Raw genomic sequence first — 16,747 nt, 5'->3', positions numbered from 1 at the left:
ATCGCGGGAAGAAGTTGGTGGGTTACGCCCAGCGACTGCGCTTCGCGCAGCCGCGGGGCTAACCCACCCTACGCAGTCACTTCACCTCGGCCAGCGCCGCGAGGATGCGCGCCCAGGAACGGATGCCTTTCTGGAAGCTGCGGAGGTCGTACTTCTCGTTCGGCGAGTGGATGTTGTCGTCGTCGAGGCCGAAACCGACGAGCAGCGAGTCGAGCCCCAGCGTACGCTTGAAGTCCGCAACGATCGGGATCGAGGCGCCCGATCCCATCAGCACGGTCTCCTTGCCCCATTCCTCGGTCAGCGCGGTCTTGGCCGCGGCGAGCGGCTTCATGTTCCAGTCGAGCGCAATCGCAGGCCCGGCAGAGTGGTCGCCGAACTCGACCTTGCAGTCTCCCGGAATGCGCGCCGTCACGTACGCACGGAACGCCTTGCGGATCTTTTGCGGATCCTGCCCTTCGACCAATCGGAATGACACCTTGGCCGATGCGTGCGACGGGATCACCGTCTTCGAGCCCTCACCGATATAACCGCCCCAGATGCCGTTGACATCACAGGTCGGACGCGTGGAAGCCTGCTCGACGAGGAGCCTGCCCTTCTCGCCGGCCGGTATCGATAGCCCAACAGGCTTGAGGAACGTGTCCGGCGTGAAGTCGAGCTTCTTCCACTGCGCGAGAATGTCCGGCGGCGTATCCTTCACCCCGTCATAGAAGCCGGGGATGGTGATACGGTTGTCATCGTCGAACAGCCCGCCGAGAATCTTGGTCAGCACCCGGATCGGGTTCATCGCGCTGCCGCCGAACACGCCGGAATGCAGGTCGCGATTGGCCGCGGTGATCTTGAGCTCCTCGTAGAGCAGGCCGCGCAGCGAGGTCGTGATCGCCGGCGTGTCGCGGTCCCACATGCCGGTGTCGCAGACCAGGACATAGTCCGCCTTAAACTCGTCCTTGTTGGCTTCGATGAAGGGCACGAAGTTCTTCGAGCCGACTTCTTCCTCGCCTTCGATCAGGAACGTGACGTCGATCGGCAGCGATCCCGTCACCTTCTTCCAGGCGCGGCAGGCCTCGACGAAGGTCATGACCTGGCCCTTGTCGTCCTCGGCGCCGCGCGCCACGATGATCTTACGGCCGTCGGCATGGTCGGTCACAACGGGCTCGAACGGCGGACGGTGCCAGAGCTCGAGCGGATCGACCGGCTGCACATCATAGTGGCCGTAGAACAGCACATGCGGCCGGCCGCCCGCGACGCTCTTGCCGACGACCGCGGGATGGCCGGCGGTCGACCTCACTTCAGTCGCAACGCCGAGGCTCGCGATGTCCCTGGCAAGATGCTCGGCCGCTGCCTTGCAATCGGCCGCGAAGGCCGGATCAGCGGAGATCGACTTGATCTGCAACAGCGAGAACAGGCGCTCCAGGCTGTTGTCGAACTCCTTGTCGATGTGGTCGAGCACGGATTGAAGCTGCGCATTTGCCATTGGTCGTATTCCCTGCGTTCGAATCCCAAGACGTCGGGGCTCAAGATGTCTTCTCAAGAACTATCGGCTTTTAGCGCTGCCGCGGCGTCGGGGCCAGCCGCAACCGGCGGATGCCGGATGTGCCATGCGAGACTAGCTGCGAGGATCGCCGTGGCGACGAGGTTATTGCCCCAGGCCTGAAAGACATTGGGAAACCACGGCAGCGCCAGCAGCATGAGGATGCCGGCGGCGCCAAGAGCGAGCCAGGTTCCCAGGCGCACGTTGGCCCGCTCGTCGAAGGCGGCACGATGCATCAGCACCGTCATCGGGAAGAACAGCCACATGAAGTAGTATTGCCGCGCCAGGGGCGACGCCACCGTCATCAGGCAGAACAGGATGCCGAGCTCCTCGGCGTCCGAGCGCGCCGTACGCAGCGCTTGCCGTGGCATGACCGCGACGAAGCCTAGGCCGAGCAACGCCGACAGCGCCAGCACGATCCAGTTCGCCGTCCTGTAATCGACGTCGATGACATTCATTGTGCGCGGCGGCTTGCTGGGGTCCTCCTGATTGTAGTTGATGGGCCGGACCAGCCGGTGCGTGACGGCAATGAGTGACTGGTTCACCCACGACCAGTTCTGCTCGTCGCGCTGGCCAAATCCTTTTTCCGAACTCGATCCGACCATGCCCTGATACCAGGTCTTGACCTCGGCGGCGTTGCGCTCGAAGCCGCGAATGGGGCCCGGCACGACATAGAGAAGTATGCCGGTGAAGGCGACTGTCGCGACGGCGGCTCCCCAGTTTCGCCGCCAGACCAGATAGGGCAGCACCGCAATTGGAAACACCTTGATGGCGGTGGCGAGCGCGAACATGAAGCCTGCGAGCCAGGAGCGCTGATGCTGCAAGCTCCAGAAGCCGTAGAGCATCATCGCCAGCAGGACGAGGTTCGGCTGGCCAAGATCGAACATGTCGAACACGAAAGTCACGGTGACGAGAGCGGGCAGCGCCTCCAGCCAAGGGCCGGGCCTGCGGCCCGAACCGGTCATGGCATTGGAGAGCATCCCGGTGTACCACCACGCCGCAATATTCAGGATCGACAGCACGCTGTAGAGCGCGATCTTGCCGAACCAGCTCGGGATCGCCAGCAGGATCGCCGGCAGCGGTGGGTAGATGAACTCGAAGTACTCACGGATGTCGCCGGGATAGAGCGGCCCACCCTTCAAGACTTGCTGCCCGGCCCAGTACCACAGGCCGTAGTCCTTGGTCTTGCCGTGACCGAAGATCTCGGGACCAAGGACGTCGGCAGCCAGGATGAAGCAGCAGAGCAGGAAGAGCAGGTCGAGCGGCGCACGTAGCGACAGGCTTCGGAATGCGCCGGGTCGGACGAAAGATTCAGGTGAGGTCACGGTGTGGTCCAGTCAGGGGCCATAGCACCTAGCAGACCGACGGACGCTTGGAGAGTCCTGATCACCTGAATTTGTGGTGTTCAGCCTCGCCCAGCGTGTGGGCAATCGCATCTCAACACCCGCGGAATCTCGTCATGCCCGTGCTTGTGCCCTGGCATCCACGTTCTTCGAACTGCAGGTGAGGCGTGGATTGCCGGGACAAGCCCGGCCACGACGCTGTGGAGGCTTTAGTGCCTCAAATCTAGCTTGACTGCCTACCTGCGCAGCAAGCCACCGAGCGCGCCGCGGACCAGCGTGCGGCCGATCGAGCCGCCAAGCTGGCCGGCGACCGACTTGCCGATGTTGGCGGCCATCCCCCCGATCACCTGATTGGTGACCGATCGGGTCATGTCACGCGCGATGACCTGGCCCGTGGAGAGGCGGCCGCGCTTGACGTTGGTGCCGAAGATGGTGCCGACCATAGAGCCGATCTGGCCGAGGATGCCGCCGCCTCCACCACCCGCCGAAGCATCCGCAGTGGCAGCCGTGCCGGCAATGCGCTTCTGGATCATCTCGTAGGCGGACTCTGCATCAACGGCGGTGTCGTATTTGCCCTTCACCGGGCTTGCATCCATGATCGCCTTGCGCTCCTCCGGCGTGATCGGTCCGATCCGGGCCGACGGCGGCCGGATCATCACCCGCTCGACCATCGCCGGCGTGCCGTTGCCTTCGAGAAAGGACACCAGCGCCTCGCCCTTGCCGAGCTCCATGATCACCTTGGCAGTGTCGAGCTTCGGGTTGGGCCGGAAGGTCTGGGCCGCGGCGGCGACCGCCTTCTGGTCGCGCGGGGTGAAGGCGCGCAACGCGTGCTGCACCCGGTTGCCCAATTGTCCGAGCACACGATCGGGTACGTCGACCGGGTTTTGCGTCACGAAATAAACGCCGACACCTTTCGAGCGGATCAGGCGCACCACCTGCTCGATCTTGTCCATCAGCGCCTTGGGCGCGTCGTTGAACAACAGATGCGCCTCGTCGAAAAAGAAGACCAGCTTCGGCTTGGGCAGATCACCGGCCTCGGGCAGCTCCTCGAACAGCTCCGACAGCATCCACAGCAGGAATGTCGCGTAAAGCCGTGGGCTCTGCAGCAGCTTGTCGGCGACGAGGATGTTGACCATGCCGCGGCCGTCACGGTCAGTCTTCATGAAGTCTTTCAGCGTCAGCGCCGGCTCGCCGAAGAATTTGGTGGCGCCCTGGTTCTCCAGCACCAGGAGCTGGCGCTGGATGGTGCCGACCGTGGCCTTGGTGACGTTGCCAAAACCCTGCGCCGCCTTCTTGATCTCGGCAAGCGGACTCTCCTCGGCATCCGCCCCCTTCTTGCCGGCATCGGGCACGATGGCATCGAGCAGCGCGCGCAGATCCTTCATGTCGATCAGCGTCAGCCCATTGTCGTCGGCGACGCGGAAGGCGACGTTGAGCACGCCTTCCTGCACGTCGTTCAGGTCGAGCATACGTGCGAGCAGCAGCGGGCCCATTTCCGTGACGGTCGCCCGCACCGGGTGGCCCTGCTCGCCGAAGACGTCCCAGAACACCGTCGAGAACTGGTCGGGCTGGAACGTCAGCCCCATCTCGGTGGCGCGCTTGACGATGAAGTCCGCGGGCACGCCAACCTCGGAGATGCCGGAGAGGTCGCCCTTGATGTCGGCCGCGAACACCGGAACACCGGCGCGCGCAAATCCTTCCGCCATGACTTGCAGCGAGACCGTCTTGCCGGTTCCGGTTGCACCCGTGACGAGGCCGTGGCGATTGGCGAACGCCAGCGTCAGCCATGCCTGCTCGTTTCCTTTACCGACGAAGATCTTGTCGTCGGTATCGCCGAGCTTGCTGTCCTGTGCGGTCATTATTCCCTGATCTCTCTGCCGTGTTTCGCATATCGAAACTCGAATGCACCAGTTCCGTAGTTTAACGCATGTCGTGCGCTGATTGAAACCATTCAACGCGCTCCGGGCATCGACATCGCCGGAAATGTGCGGGTGACATCCGCCGAAAGTAGGAACGACGCGTTCGCATCGCGGCATTTCTTTGCCGATTTCATCTCCGCTCTTGCATCACTGCAACACTTCTCGCGCGTTCGAGAATGAATCGGAACGTTGATGGCGTTCATCGCTTGTATTTCACATCACACCGGCTCAAGATCATTTTCGAAAGCAATACTCCGGCATGTGAACCGGCTGAGGGGCGGCCATATGGACGAGCTAATCGGGCGGCTGGCGACAAACGCCAGCATAGATAGTGCTGTCGCCGAAAAGACCGTCGGCATTATCCTGGGCTTCCTCCGCAACGAGGGTCCTTCCGACAGCGTCCAGGTACTGATCGACCAGATTCCAGGTGCAGAAGCGGCAATCGAGGCGTCCCGCAGCGGCGGGGGACTGTCGCGGCTGATGGGCGGCGGCCTGATGGCGGTCGGCACGCGCCTGATGGGCCTCGGACTTGGCATGTCCGAGATTCAGAACATCGCCCGTGAACTTTTTCGCTTCGGCCGAGACAAAATCGGAGCGGATCAGATGGGCAAGATCATCGCGGGGACCCCGGGCCTCAGCCAGTTCGCCTGACGCCTGCGCATTTCACATCGAGTATCATGACATATCCGATCTCCGAGATTGAGGGCCTGTCGGCCTTTGCCGCCAACAAGTTGAAGGCGCAGGGTATCCGCACCACCGACGCGCTGCTCGAGGCGGCCTCGACCGTGAAGGGCCGCAAAGCGCTCTCCGCCAAGACCGGCATCAGCGAGCAGTTGCTGCTGGAATGGGCGAACGTCTCCGACTACATGCGCATCCCCGGCATGGGCCGGGCCAAGGTCGGCCTGGTCCGCGCCGCCGGCGTCACCACCGTGCGCGAGCTCGCCTACCGAAATCCGGCAAGGCTTGCCCAGAGCATGCGGGACGCCAACGAAAAGAAAAAGCTGCTCCGCATCCTGCCCTCGGAGAAGTCGGTCGGCGACATCATCGCCAAGGCGAAAAAGCTGCCGCCGAAGATTTCGTATTGATCTAGGGACAAGTCTGGGCAGATAGAGCACCGCTCCTTCCCGGTCATTGCGAGCGCAGCGAAGCAATCCAGAGTCTCTCCGCAGCGGCAGCCTGGATTGCTTCGCTGCGCTCGCAATGACGGAGTGTGGGCAAGAGCATCGCGCCCTCACGGGACCCGGAGCACATTGGGCAACTGGATCGCCCCCCAATCCCGCCTTGAATCCCCCCTCCCCGACCGCTAAAGCGGGCCGCATGAATGCCTCGCCCTCCCCATCCGTCCCGGCGGCCGGTTCAGTCGGGCCTGACGTGCTGCGGACGCTACTGGAGCGGCCGATCCCGGCGGTGATGGGCGTGCTCAACGTCACCCCGGATTCATTCTCCGACGGCGGCGAATTCATCGCGCCCGAGCAGGCACTCGCGCGGGCACGGGCGATGATCGAGGCCGGGGTCGACATCATCGATATCGGTGCCGAATCCACCCGGCCCTACAAGGGCGCCCGGCCGGTCACGGCGGAAGACGAGCTGGCACGGCTGAGCCCGGTGCTGTCGGACATCGTGGCGCTCGGCGTGCCCGTCTCGATCGACAGCATGAAGGCGGAGGTGGTGGCCTTCGCGCTCACCCAGGGCGTAGTGATCGCCAACGACGTCTGGGGCCTGCAGCGCGATGCCGGCATGGCGCCGATAGTGGCCGCGAGGAGCGTCCCCGTCATTGTCATGCACAACCGCGACAGCGTCGATCCCGCCATCGACATCATTGCCGACATGAAGGCGTTCTTTCAGCGCTCGCTGAATATCGCGGCACAAGCCGGCATCGCCCGCGACAAGATCGTGCTCGATCCCGGCATCGGCTTCGGCAAGACGGCCGAACAGAGCATGATTGCGCTGGCGCGGCTTCGCGAGCTCGACATGTTCGGCCTGCCGATCCTCGTTGGTGCCTCGCGAAAACGCTTCATCGCCTCGGTGTCGCCGTCGGAGCCGACAGAGCGGCTCGCCGGCTCGATCGCGGCGCATCTGATCGCTGCACAGCGCGGCGCGAAAATCATCCGGACCCATGACGTCGCCGAGACCTTGCAGGCCCTGCGAGTGGCGCACGCAATCGAGAGCAAGCCATGACCGATACGATCTTCGTGAGCGGCCTGTCGATCCATGCCCGCCACGGCGTGATGGAGCACGAGACCGAGGTCGGCCAGCGCTTCGTCATCGACCTCGAGCTCTATACCGACCTGTCGGAGCCTTCGCGCTCTGACCGGCTTTCCGATACTGTGTCCTACGCCGACGTCGTGGCGACTACTACGGCAGCCTTCAAGAACACCAATTACAAGCTGCTGGAGCGCGCGGCCGGCGCGGTGGCCGACGCCATCCTGTCGCACTTCCCGCGCATCCGTGCGGTCAAGATCACCGTGCACAAGCCGCATGCGCCGATCGCCGCGATCTTCGACGACGTCGGCGTCATGCTGACGCGCTCGCGGCACCCCTGACATGGCAAGCGTCCTGATCGCGCTCGGCGGCAATGTCGGAGATGTCCGCGCGACGTTCCAGAAGGCGATCGCCCATATCTGCGGTATGGCGCAAGCCGCGATGATCGCCCGCTCGTCGGACTATGCGACGCCGCCCTGGGGCGACGAGGACCAGGATCCCTTCATCAACGCCTGCGTCGAGATCGAGACCGATCTCGATCCGCACGCGCTGCTGTTCGTGATGCAGAAGGTCGAGCAGAAATTCGGCCGCACGCGCGACAAGGAGCGGCGTTGGGGGCCGCGTACGCTCGATCTCGACATGATCGCGTATGACGATGTGTCGTTTCAGAAGCCCGATCTGACCCTGCCGCATCCGCGCCTGTTCGAGCGCGCCTTTGTGCTGGTGCCGCTGGCCGAGATCGCGCCCGACCGCGTGATCGCCGGCATTCGTGTGCGCGATGGGCTAGCCAGCGTCTCGACGCAAGGCATTGAGCGGCTTCCGGATACCGGTTAATCAAAAACAACCGTTTGCAGGGACGGCCGGCCGTGGCAATTTCGACTGCGAACAACAAGATTTTCGGGAGCCCCTCGCCGCATGACCTCCACGACTGACGACCTGCCGCTGGCGGCGGATTTTCCCAAGGCCACCGTCGAAGACTGGCGCAAGCTGGTCGATGGCGTGCTGAAGGGCGCGCCGTTCGAGAAGCTGGTCGCCAAGACCTATGACGGAATCAAGATCGATCCGCTCTATCCGCGCGCCAAAGGCGTTGCGCCCGTCGTGGGGCGGCCGGCGGCAGCGCCCTGGCAGATCATGCAGCGGATCGACCATCCCGATGCAAGTGCGGCGAATGCGCAGGCACTGACCGATCTGGAAAATGGCGCGACAGGGCTTGCGCTGGTGTTCGCCGGCGGCAATGCCGCTCACGGTTTCGGGCTGGAACCGACCGCAGACGCAGTCGCAAAGATCTTGAGGGATATCCATCTCGATGCCGGCATCGGGCTGGAGCTCGAGATCGGTCCGCAATCGCGGATGGCGGCGATCCACGTCGCGGAATATGTGAAGAGCAACGGCATCGATCCCGCGGCCTGCGACATCCGCTTCGGGCTCGACCCGCTCGCGGCCGGCGCCGTGTGGGGCCATAGCCCGTATACTTGGGATGAGATCGTCCCGGCCATCACCGACGGCATCAAGGGCCTCGCCGCGCTCGGCTTCAAGGGGCCGTTCGCATCGGCCGACGGACGCGTGATCCACGATGCCGGTGGCTCGGAGGTGCAGGAGCTCGCCTTCGTGCTCGCCTGCGGCACCGCCTATTTGCGCGCGATCGAAGGCGCCGGCGTTCCGCTGGAGCAGGCGCAAGGTATGGTCTATGCGCGGCTTGCCGCGGATGCAGATCAGTTTCTCACCATGGCAAAATTTCGCGCCTTGCGGCTGCTGTGGGCGCGTATCGAGACGGCGTGCGGGCTCACGCCAAAACCGCTGTTCATCGCCGCCGACACCGCCTGGCGCATGCTGACGCAGCGCGATCCCTATGTGAACATGCTGCGCGCGACCATGGCGACCTTTGCGGCCGGCCTTGCCGGCTCCAACGCGATCACCGTGCTGCCGCATACGCTGGCGCTCGGCCTGCCCGATCCGTTCGCGCGGCGCGCGGCGCGCAATACGCAGCTTGTGCTGCTGGAAGAGAGCAACCTCGCCAAGGTCAGCGATCCCGCGGCGGGCGCAGGCGGCATCGAAACGCTGACGGGCCAGCTCTGCGACGCAGCCTGGGCGCTATTCCAGGAGAGCGAGAAAGCCGGCGGCGCCTTCGCTGCGCTTCAGCAAGGCCTGTTCCAGAGCAAGGTGGCGGCCGCGCGAAAAACCCGTGACGCCAACATCGCAAAACGCCGCGACGTGCTGACCGGCGCCAGCGAGTTTCCGAACCTGCACGAGAACGAGACTGCGGTGCTGAAGGCGACGCCGATCGCGCTGGCGCCTTATGGCGAGCAAAAATACAAGTTCGACGCGCTGCCGCCGATCCGGCTGGCGGAACCGTTCGAGGCGCTGCGGGACAAATCCGATGCGGCCTTGAAGGCACACGGCGCGCGGCCGAAAGTGTTCTTGGCCAATCTCGGCACGCCCGCCGATTTCACGGCGCGCGCGACCTTCGCCAAAAGCCTGTTCGAGACCGGCGGCATCCAGGCCGTCGACAGCGAGGGCTTCGCCGATCCGGCCCAGTTAGTTGCAGCCTTCAAGGCCTCGGGCGCCGGGCTCGCCTGTCTTTGTTCCAGCGACAAGGTCTATGCGGAACACGCCGAAGCGGCGGCACAGGCCCTGCAAACCGCCGGGGCCCGACTTATCTATCTGGCAGGCCGCCCGACCGATGCCGAGGCGGCGCTGCGTGCAGCCGGCGTCACCGGTTTTGTCTTCGCCGGGGGCGACGCGCTTGCGACATTGCAAGACGCCTATCGACAGATGGAGCAGGCATGACCGAAGCCAGCAAACCAGTTTTCACCGGCGGCTGCCAATGCGGGGCAGTGCGCTTTGGAGTCACGACGGCGCCGAACAGGGTTTCGATCTGCCACTGCCGGATGTGCCAGAAGGCCAGCGGCGCACCGTTCGCCTCGTTTGCCGACATCAACAAGACGGACTTCGCCTGGACCAAGGGGCAGCCGTCGTTCTTCCGCTCCTCCTCCATCGCCGAGCGCGGCTTTTGCGCCGCCTGCGGCACGCCGCTGAGCTTTGGCCGCATCGACGGCGACCGCATCGAGATCATGACCGGCGCGTTCGACCGCCCCGACCACGTGGTGCCGACGCGACAGTTCGGCTCCGAGTCCCGTCTCGGCTGGGTGGTCGGGATCGCCAATCTGCCGAGCCAGACCACGCAGCAGAATTACGGACCGGAAAAGATGGCGACCATCGTCAGCCATCAGCATCCGGATCATGATTGAGGCGCCGCCATGTTTCAGCTGCTCGGACAAACGTTGCTCGGTCTGGCAGAATGGAAAATTGGAAAGCTGTTCGCGCGGCTGCTCTGGGACGGGACCGGCCAAATTACTCAGAGCCGCTTGGACGATCCCGTCTACAAGAAAAATGTGCAAGAACTGATTGAGCGCAATCGCAGGTTTGAGGATTCCGAGGAATGACCCGCATTCCCAATTTCGCCGATGTCGCCTTCGAGCGAGCCGCCACCGGCGCCCCGACCGGCAGCGCCGAGCCGTGGCTGACGCCCGAGGGCATTCTGGTGAAGCCCGCTTATAGTGAGGCCGATCTGGCCGGACTCGACTTCCTCGAGACCTATCCGGGCATCGCGCCTTATCTGCGCGGCCCCTACCCGACCATGTATGTCAACCAGCCCTGGACCGTGCGGCAATATGCCGGCTTCTCCACGGCGGAGGACTCCAACGCGTTCTACCGCCGCAATCTCGCGGCGGGACAGAAGGGCCTTTCGGTCGCTTTCGACCTCGCCACTCATCGCGGCTATGACAGCGACCATCCACGCGTCGGCGGCGACGTCGGCATGGCCGGCGTTGCCATCGATTCCATCTACGACATGCGCACGCTGTTTGCGGGGATTCCGCTCGACCAGATGAGCGTGTCCATGACCATGAACGGCGCTGTGCTGCCGATCCTCGCGCTCTACGTTGCGGCCGCCGAGGAACAGGGCGTGCCGCCGGAGAAGCTCTCAGGGACCATTCAGAACGACATTCTGAAAGAGTTCATGGTGCGCAACACCTACATCTATCCGCCCGCGCCTTCGATGCGGATCATCTCGGACATTTTTGCGTATACCTCGCAAAAAATGCCGAAATACAATTCGATCTCGATCTCCGGCTATCACATGCAGGAGGCAGGGGCGACGCAGGACCTCGAGCTCGCCTATACGCTGGCCGATGGCGTCGAATATCTTCGCGCCGGACTTGCGGCGGGCCTCGATGTCGACCGCTTCGCGCCGCGCCTGTCGTTCTTCTGGGCGACCGGGATGAACTTCTTCATGGAAGTGGCCAAGATGCGCGCGGCGCGGCTGCTCTGGGCGAAGCTGCTAAAGCCCTTCAATCCGAAGGATCCGCGCTCGCTGTCACTGCGCACGCACTGCCAGACATCCGGCTGGTCGCTGACCGCGCAGGACGTCTTCAACAACGTGATGCGCACGACTGTGGAAGCGATGGCGGCGACGCAGGGTCACACCCAGTCGCTGCACACCAACGCGCTCGACGAGGCGCTGGCGCTGCCGACCGATTTCTCCGCGCGTATCGCCCGCAACACCCAGCTCTTTCTGCAGCAGGAGAGCGGCACCACCCGCATCATCGACCCCTGGGGCGGCTCGTATTATGTCGAGCGTCTCACCCGCGACCTCGCCGCAAAGGCCTGGAGCCACATCCAGGAGGTCGAGGAGCTCGGGGGCATGGCCAAGGCGATCGAGGCCGGCCTACCAAAGCTGCGCATCGAGGAAGCCTCGGCCAAGACCCAGGCCCGCATCGATGCCGGCAAGCAGGCGGTGATCGGCGTCAACAAATACAAGCCGACCGACGAAGCTCCAATCGATATCCTCAAGGTCGACAATACCAATGTCCGCCGGCTCCAGATCGACAAGCTGACGCGGCTGAAGTCCGAACGCAACCAGAAGGACGTCGAGGCCGCGCTCGCCGCGCTGACGCGCTCGGCCGGCGAAGGCAACGGCAATCTGTTGGCGCTCGCCATCGACGCTGCGCGCGCGAAGGCAACCGTCGGCGAGATCTCGGACGCGATGGAGAAGGTGTTCGGCCGGCACCGCGCCGAGATCAAATCCATTACCGGCGTCTACAAGCGGGAGGCGTCCAGCATGGGCAACCGGGTCGAGAAGGTTCAGGCGCTGATCGACGCCTTCGAGGAGGCCGAAGGCCGCCGTCCGCGCATCCTGGTCGCAAAAATCGGTCAGGACGGTCACGACCGCGGCCAGAAGGTGATCGCGTCGGCCTTCGCCGATATCGGCTTCGACGTCGATATCGGGCCGCTGTTCGCGACTGCCGACGAAGCCGCGCGGCAAGCTGTCGAGAACGACGTCCACATCCTCGGCGTCTCCTCGCTCGCCGCCGCCCATCTCACCGCCGTGCCGGAGCTGAAGGCAGCGCTGAAGAAGCAGGGCCGCGATGACATCATGATCATCGTCGGCGGCGTAGTGCCGCCACAGGATTACGACGCGCTCTACGCGGCAGGCGCCGAAGCGATCTTCCCGCCGGGCACGGTGATCGCGGACGCGGCCGAGGAGCTGATCCGCAAGCTGAACGCCCGGCTCGGGCATAGCGAGGCGGCGGAGTAGGTCGCCATCGATCCTCGAAAGGACAGTGCGTGATATTTTCCGCGCCAGCGTTGATGCGCGCGCTAACTTTGGTCGCAGCCTGCAGCGCGTTGTTGGCGACCGCCCATGCTGCCGACCCCAAGCCCGACGCGGTCATCAAGACCAAGAGCATCGAGGCCCGCGTCTTCCTCGACGACAAGATCAAGTTCGATGCAGCGCTGGCGGCCGACTGCCTGGCGGAAGGCAAGAAGTGGATCGACAAGAACGCGGCAGAAGCCGCCGCCTCGCGCAAAGAGGATCCGCAGTTCTTCAGGGACGGCGGCTGGGACTTTGAGCGCAAATATACGATCCGGTCCGTCGTCGCTGACCGCTATGTCAGCATTCTCCGCAACGACTACATGGACACCCGCGGCGCCCATCCCAACTCCGACGTGAACACGATCCTGTGGAACAAGGCCGAGAACAAGCGCATCTCCATCCGCCCGTTCTTCACCGAGACCGCCGACAACGGCCCGGTCATGAAGGCAATGATGAAGGCGGTGATCGCCTCATTGAAAATCGAGAAGAAGAAGCGCGGCGCCGGCGAGACCGCGACCGACGAATGGTTCAAGAGCGTGGAGCCGAGCCTGCTCAAGATCGGCGCGGTGACGCTCGCGCCGTCAACCGACGCGGGCAAGAGTTCCGGGCTCACGTTCCACTACCCGCCCTATGCGGTCGGTCCCTACGCCGAGGGCGAATATGTCGCGTTCGTGCCGTGGGAAACGCTGAAGCCTTATCTCAGCGCGGAAGGCACCCGTATCTTCGGCGGCGCGCGGCCGAAGAGCGACGCGGACGAACCGCAGTGATCGTGTTTTGAGCAGCGACTAGCTCACTCACCGCTGGTAGCGCTACCTTGCGGCCGCGCTGCAAAGCCGACTAGAATGTCACCATTGACAAGAGCGCCCGAAATCATGGGCGCCGCTGGGAGGCTTTCATGTCCAAGATTACGCGCCGCACCTTTGCGGCTTCATCTGCCGCAGTCGCGGCATCCGCCGCATTCGGCCTCACACCCGCGCGTGCGCAAGCCTACCCGGCGCGGCCCGTCACCGTCATCGTGCCCTGGGGCGCGGGTGGCGGCACTGATGCGACTGCGCGCATTGTCGCAGCGCTGCTGGAGAAGGATCTCGGCCAGCCCTTCAACGTGGTCAATCGCACCGGCGGCTCCGGCGTCGTCGGCCATACCGCGATCGCGACCGCGCAGCCCGATGGCTACACCATCGGCATGCTCACGGTCGAAATCTCGATGATGCACTGGCAGGGGCTGACCGAACTGGCGCCCAAGAGCTACACCCCGCTGGCGCTAATGAACGAAGACCCCCCGGGCATCCAGGTCTCCTCCTCCTCGCCTTACAAGACGGTGAAGGAACTCGCCGAAGCCATCAAGGCGGCCCCTCCCGGCAAGTTCAAGGCTTCCGGCACCGGCCAAGGGGGCATTTGGCACCTCGCGCTGGTCGGCTGGATGCAGGCAATGGGCCTGCCCGCCAACCAGGTCGCCTGGGTGCCGTCGAACGGCGCCGCACCCGCGATGCAGGATCTCGCCGCCGGCGGCCTCGACCTCACCACCTGCTCGGTGCCGGAAGCCCGCGCCATCATCGAGGCCGGCAAGGCCAGGAGCCTTGCCATCATGGCGCCGGCCCGCAATCCGATCTTCAAGGACGTGCCGACGCTTAAGGAGGCGATGGGCATCGACTACGCGACCGGCGCCTGGCGCGGCATCGCCGGGCCGAAGAACCTGCCGCCGGAGATCGCAACGAAGCTCACCGCGGCGCTGCAGAAGGTCTACGACTCTGCCGAGTTCAAGGACTTCATGGGCAATCGCGGATTCGGCACCGTGTGGGGCGATGCCGGCCAGTTCGCAAGCTTCATGGACAAGGGCGACGCCCAAATGGGCGAAGCGATGAAGGCGGCGGGTTTGAGCAAGGCGTGATTTTGTCACCTCTCCCCGCTTGCGGGGAGAGGTCGAATTGAGCGCAGCGCAAATTCGGGTGAGGGGGAGTCTCCGCGAGTCCAGCTTTCACCGCGTTCGTGGACGCAGCCCCTCACCCCAGCCCTCTCCCCGTAAGAATGGGGCGAGGGAGAAGAAATCTCATAGGATTCTCCCATGCGCCTTCCCGACTCCGTCACGGGATCGTTTCTCGTCGCGCTCGGCACAGCAGCCGCCTATGGCGGCTGGCTGCTGCCGCCAGTGCCCGGGCAGCCGGTCGGCCCCAACATATTTCCGCTCGTGATCGGCATCGGACTTGCGCTGTGCGGGCTCGCAATCGTGTTCGGTATCGGTCACACCTTCGAGGAGACGGAAGAGCTGATCCCGCTCGAGGATGACCAGGCAGCGGCTGCCCCACCGCCGCAAGGAAAGGTCTACGGCCTGCGCGCGCTGCTGCCGCCGGCGCTGCTGCTGTTCTACGTAGTGGCGGCCGACCGGCTCGGCTTCATCATCACCGCGGCGATCATGGTCTACGTCACCTCGACGGCGTTGGGGGCGAAGTGGAAGCTGGCGCTGCCGCTCGCAGCGCTGGCGCCCTTCGCCATCCACCTGATCTTCGGCAAGCTGCTGCGCGTGCCGCTTCCCGCCGGCCTGTTGCCGACGCCCTGGTGATCCCCATGATGAAAACCCTGATCGAAGCGTTCGCACTGATCTCCACCTGGGAGGTCATCATCGCGATGTTCGCAGCCTCCGTGTACGGGCTCGTGATCGGCTCGCTACCGGGCCTGTCGGCGACGATGGCAACCGCCCTGCTCGTCCCCGTCACCTTCTACCTCTCGCCGATCGCGGCGATTGCGACCATCGTGGCTGCGTCCTCGATGGCGATCTTCTCCGGCGACATTCCCGGTGCGCTGCTGCGCATCCCGGGAACGCCCGCCTCCGCCGCCTATGCGGACGAGGCTTACGCCATGACACGCAAGGGGCAGGCCGAGCTTGCGCTCGGGGCCGGCGTGTGGTTCTCGGCCGTCGGCGGCATTGCCGGCGTGCTGTCGCTGATGATCCTGGCGCCGCCGCTGGCCGAGATCGCGCTGTCGTTCTCGACCTTCGAGTATTTCTGGCTAGCGCTGCTCGGCCTGATGTGCGCGACGCTGGTGGCGCGCTCCTCGCCGGTGAAGGCGATCGCCGGCATGTTCCTCGGCCTGCTGGTCTCCTGCATCGGCATCGAAAATCCCGGCGGCGTGCCGCGCTTCACCTTCGGCCTCACCGATCTGTTCGGCGGCATCGAGCCGATCCCCGCGCTGGTCGGCGTGTTCGCGGTGGCCCAGGTGATGCGCGCGATGCTGACGCCCGAGCCGCCGCCGCTGCCGCGGCGCAAATTCGGAAGCATCATGGCCGGCCAGTGGAAGCTGACCAAGAAATACCATTGGCAGATGACGCGCGGAAACATCGTCGGCATCATCATCGGCGTGCTGCCCGGCGCCGGCGCCGACATGGCCGCCTGGGTGTCCTATGCGATGTCGAAGCGCTTCTCCAAGGAACCGGAGAAATTCGGCACCGGCCATGTCGAGGGCCTGGTCGAGGCCGGCGCCAGCAACAATGCCAGCATCGCCTCGGGCTGGGTGCCATCATTGCTGTTCGGCATCCCCGGCGACACCATCGCAGCGATCGCGATCGGCGTGCTCTACATGAAGGGGCTCAACCCCGGACCGACGCTGTTCACCGAGAAAGCGTCGAGCATGTACGCGATCTACCTGATGTTCATCATCGCGAACATTTTGATGATCCCGCTCGGCATCGCCATGATCCGGGTTGCCGCCTACATCCTGCTGGCACCGCGCGCCGCCATCATGCCAATCATCATGCTGTGCTGCGCGGTCGGCTCGTTCGCGATCGGCAACAACATGTTCGGCGTCGTCACCGTCGCCGCCTTCGGCGTGATCGGCTATGTCATGGAGGCGAACGGCTATCCCGTCGCCGCGATGGTGCTCGGCATCGTCATGGGCACCATGGTCGAGCAGGCTTTTGTCACGTCGCTGATCAAGTCGGACGGCAGCATTTTGCCGTTTTTCGAGCGCCCCGTGGCCGCGATCCTCGCCGCCATGGCGATCGGGGCGCTGCTGTGGCCGGTGATGGTCTGGGCGTGGCGGAAGCTGAAACCGGTGCGGACGGGGGTGGCGGCGACAGGCCGGTGATATCGGGCGGGCGGCCCTCGCCTGC

Annotated in this window: 16 protein-coding genes; 13 read left to right on the top strand and 3 right to left on the bottom strand. The window is 64.5% G+C overall.

From position 1 onward, the window contains the following. Positions 1 to 76 precede the first annotated feature (76 nt). The 3 genes from ABIB66_RS02330 to ABIB66_RS02320 all read right to left on the bottom strand — a co-directional run bounded on the left by ABIB66_RS02330 (position 77) and on the right by ABIB66_RS02320 (position 4,730). Positions 77 to 1,471 carry a M20/M25/M40 family metallo-hydrolase gene (locus tag ABIB66_RS02330; protein ID WP_354206843.1) on the bottom strand — a complete coding sequence of 465 codons (1,395 nt, stop codon included), beginning with the start codon at positions 1,469 to 1,471 and terminating at the stop codon, positions 77 to 79. Between the two features lie 53 nt (positions 1,472 to 1,524). Beyond that, positions 1,525 to 2,853 carry a glycosyltransferase family 87 protein gene (locus ABIB66_RS02325; protein ID WP_354206845.1) on the bottom strand — a complete coding sequence of 443 codons (1,329 nt, stop codon included), beginning with the start codon at positions 2,851 to 2,853 and terminating at the stop codon, positions 1,525 to 1,527. A 254-nt stretch (positions 2,854 to 3,107) separates the two neighbouring features. Beyond that, positions 3,108 to 4,730, bottom strand: a complete 1,623-nt coding sequence (locus ABIB66_RS02320; RefSeq protein WP_354206847.1) for a helicase HerA-like domain-containing protein — start codon at positions 4,728 to 4,730, stop codon at positions 3,108 to 3,110. Positions 4,731 to 5,075: 345 nt separating this feature from the next. Between ABIB66_RS02320 and ABIB66_RS02315 the strand changes: the two genes are divergently transcribed. From ABIB66_RS02315 to ABIB66_RS02255, 13 genes are all read left to right on the top strand, one after another. Next, positions 5,076 to 5,441 carry a DUF2267 domain-containing protein gene (locus ABIB66_RS02315; RefSeq protein WP_247399217.1) on the top strand — a complete coding sequence of 122 codons (366 nt, stop codon included), beginning with the start codon at positions 5,076 to 5,078 and terminating at the stop codon, positions 5,439 to 5,441. 26 nt (positions 5,442 to 5,467) lie between these two features. Next, entirely contained in the window at positions 5,468 to 5,875 is a 408-nt protein-coding gene (locus ABIB66_RS02310; RefSeq protein WP_007608193.1) for a DUF4332 domain-containing protein, read from the top strand. Between the two features lie 232 nt (positions 5,876 to 6,107). Further along, on the top strand, positions 6,108 to 6,968 hold the full coding sequence (gene folP, locus ABIB66_RS02305; RefSeq protein ID WP_354206850.1) for a dihydropteroate synthase: 861 nt from the start codon (positions 6,108 to 6,110) through the stop codon (positions 6,966 to 6,968). Beyond that, positions 6,965 to 7,333 carry a dihydroneopterin aldolase gene (gene folB, locus ABIB66_RS02300; RefSeq protein ID WP_007608190.1) on the top strand — a complete coding sequence of 123 codons (369 nt, stop codon included), beginning with the start codon at positions 6,965 to 6,967 and terminating at the stop codon, positions 7,331 to 7,333. Before folP ends, folB begins: the two co-directional genes overlap by 4 nt. Before the next feature lies 1 nt (position 7,334). After that, entirely contained in the window at positions 7,335 to 7,826 is a 492-nt protein-coding gene (gene folK / locus ABIB66_RS02295; RefSeq protein WP_354206852.1) for a 2-amino-4-hydroxy-6-hydroxymethyldihydropteridine diphosphokinase, read from the top strand. Positions 7,827 to 7,907: 81 nt separating this feature from the next. Further along, positions 7,908 to 9,779 (top strand): methylmalonyl-CoA mutase family protein, encoded by a 1,872-nt coding sequence (locus tag ABIB66_RS02290; protein WP_354206854.1) that lies wholly within the window; start codon positions 7,908 to 7,910, stop codon positions 9,777 to 9,779. After that, the gene (locus ABIB66_RS02285) at positions 9,776 to 10,240 is read left to right on the top strand and encodes a GFA family protein (protein ID WP_275170656.1); all 465 of its coding nucleotides are present in this window, start codon (positions 9,776 to 9,778) and stop codon (positions 10,238 to 10,240) included. The genes ABIB66_RS02290 and ABIB66_RS02285 overlap by 4 nt, the downstream gene beginning before the upstream one ends. A 9-nt stretch (positions 10,241 to 10,249) precedes the next feature. Then, positions 10,250 to 10,435, top strand: a complete 186-nt coding sequence (locus ABIB66_RS02280) for a hypothetical protein (protein WP_354206857.1) — start codon at positions 10,250 to 10,252, stop codon at positions 10,433 to 10,435. After that, a complete protein-coding gene (gene scpA / locus ABIB66_RS02275; RefSeq protein ID WP_354206859.1) occupies positions 10,432 to 12,588 on the top strand; it encodes a methylmalonyl-CoA mutase in 2,157 nt (718 codons plus the stop codon). The genes ABIB66_RS02280 and scpA overlap by 4 nt, the downstream gene beginning before the upstream one ends. A 53-nt stretch (positions 12,589 to 12,641) precedes the next feature. Next, positions 12,642 to 13,412 (top strand): RsiV family protein, encoded by a 771-nt coding sequence (locus tag ABIB66_RS02270; protein WP_354207339.1) that lies wholly within the window; start codon positions 12,642 to 12,644, stop codon positions 13,410 to 13,412. A gap of 128 nt (positions 13,413 to 13,540) precedes the next feature. Beyond that, positions 13,541 to 14,533 carry a tripartite tricarboxylate transporter substrate binding protein gene (locus ABIB66_RS02265; RefSeq protein ID WP_354206861.1) on the top strand — a complete coding sequence of 331 codons (993 nt, stop codon included), beginning with the start codon at positions 13,541 to 13,543 and terminating at the stop codon, positions 14,531 to 14,533. Positions 14,534 to 14,707: 174 nt separating this feature from the next. After that, positions 14,708 to 15,202 (top strand): tripartite tricarboxylate transporter TctB family protein, encoded by a 495-nt coding sequence (locus ABIB66_RS02260; RefSeq protein ID WP_354254074.1) that lies wholly within the window; start codon positions 14,708 to 14,710, stop codon positions 15,200 to 15,202. Between the two features lie 5 nt (positions 15,203 to 15,207). Continuing rightward, complete coding sequence (locus tag ABIB66_RS02255; RefSeq protein ID WP_354206865.1) at positions 15,208 to 16,722, top strand: tripartite tricarboxylate transporter permease; 1,515 nt, start codon at positions 15,208 to 15,210, stop codon at positions 16,720 to 16,722. The last annotated feature ends 25 nt before the right edge of the window (positions 16,723 to 16,747 follow it).

The organism is Bradyrhizobium sp. F1.13.3 (assembly GCF_040548265.1).
Taxonomy (GTDB): Bacteria; Pseudomonadota; Alphaproteobacteria; order Rhizobiales; family Xanthobacteraceae; genus Bradyrhizobium.
The sequence above is the reverse complement of the archived record's forward strand: the minus strand, read 5'-3'. Positions and strand labels throughout refer to the sequence as shown.

Coding starts and splice junctions, on each gene's coding strand:
- ABIB66_RS02280 (WP_354206857.1), top strand. CDS start 10,250: ATGTTTCAGCTGCTCGGACAAACGTTGCTCGGTCTGGCAGAATGGAAA.
- ABIB66_RS02330 (WP_354206843.1), bottom strand. CDS start 1,471: ATGGCAAATGCGCAGCTTCAATCCGTGCTCGACCACATCGACAAGGAG.
- ABIB66_RS02290 (WP_354206854.1), top strand. CDS start 7,908: ATGACCTCCACGACTGACGACCTGCCGCTGGCGGCGGATTTTCCCAAG.
- folB (WP_007608190.1), top strand. CDS start 6,965: ATGACCGATACGATCTTCGTGAGCGGCCTGTCGATCCATGCCCGCCAC.
- ABIB66_RS02265 (WP_354206861.1), top strand. CDS start 13,541: ATGTCCAAGATTACGCGCCGCACCTTTGCGGCTTCATCTGCCGCAGTC.
- ABIB66_RS02320 (WP_354206847.1), bottom strand. CDS start 4,730: ATGACCGCACAGGACAGCAAGCTCGGCGATACCGACGACAAGATCTTC.
- ABIB66_RS02285 (WP_275170656.1), top strand. CDS start 9,776: ATGACCGAAGCCAGCAAACCAGTTTTCACCGGCGGCTGCCAATGCGGG.
- ABIB66_RS02255 (WP_354206865.1), top strand. CDS start 15,208: ATGATGAAAACCCTGATCGAAGCGTTCGCACTGATCTCCACCTGGGAG.
- ABIB66_RS02260 (WP_354254074.1), top strand. CDS start 14,708: ATGCGCCTTCCCGACTCCGTCACGGGATCGTTTCTCGTCGCGCTCGGC.
- folK (WP_354206852.1), top strand. CDS start 7,335: ATGGCAAGCGTCCTGATCGCGCTCGGCGGCAATGTCGGAGATGTCCGC.
- ABIB66_RS02315 (WP_247399217.1), top strand. CDS start 5,076: ATGGACGAGCTAATCGGGCGGCTGGCGACAAACGCCAGCATAGATAGT.
- ABIB66_RS02270 (WP_354207339.1), top strand. CDS start 12,642: ATGCGCGCGCTAACTTTGGTCGCAGCCTGCAGCGCGTTGTTGGCGACC.
- scpA (WP_354206859.1), top strand. CDS start 10,432: ATGACCCGCATTCCCAATTTCGCCGATGTCGCCTTCGAGCGAGCCGCC.
- folP (WP_354206850.1), top strand. CDS start 6,108: ATGAATGCCTCGCCCTCCCCATCCGTCCCGGCGGCCGGTTCAGTCGGG.
- ABIB66_RS02310 (WP_007608193.1), top strand. CDS start 5,468: ATGACATATCCGATCTCCGAGATTGAGGGCCTGTCGGCCTTTGCCGCC.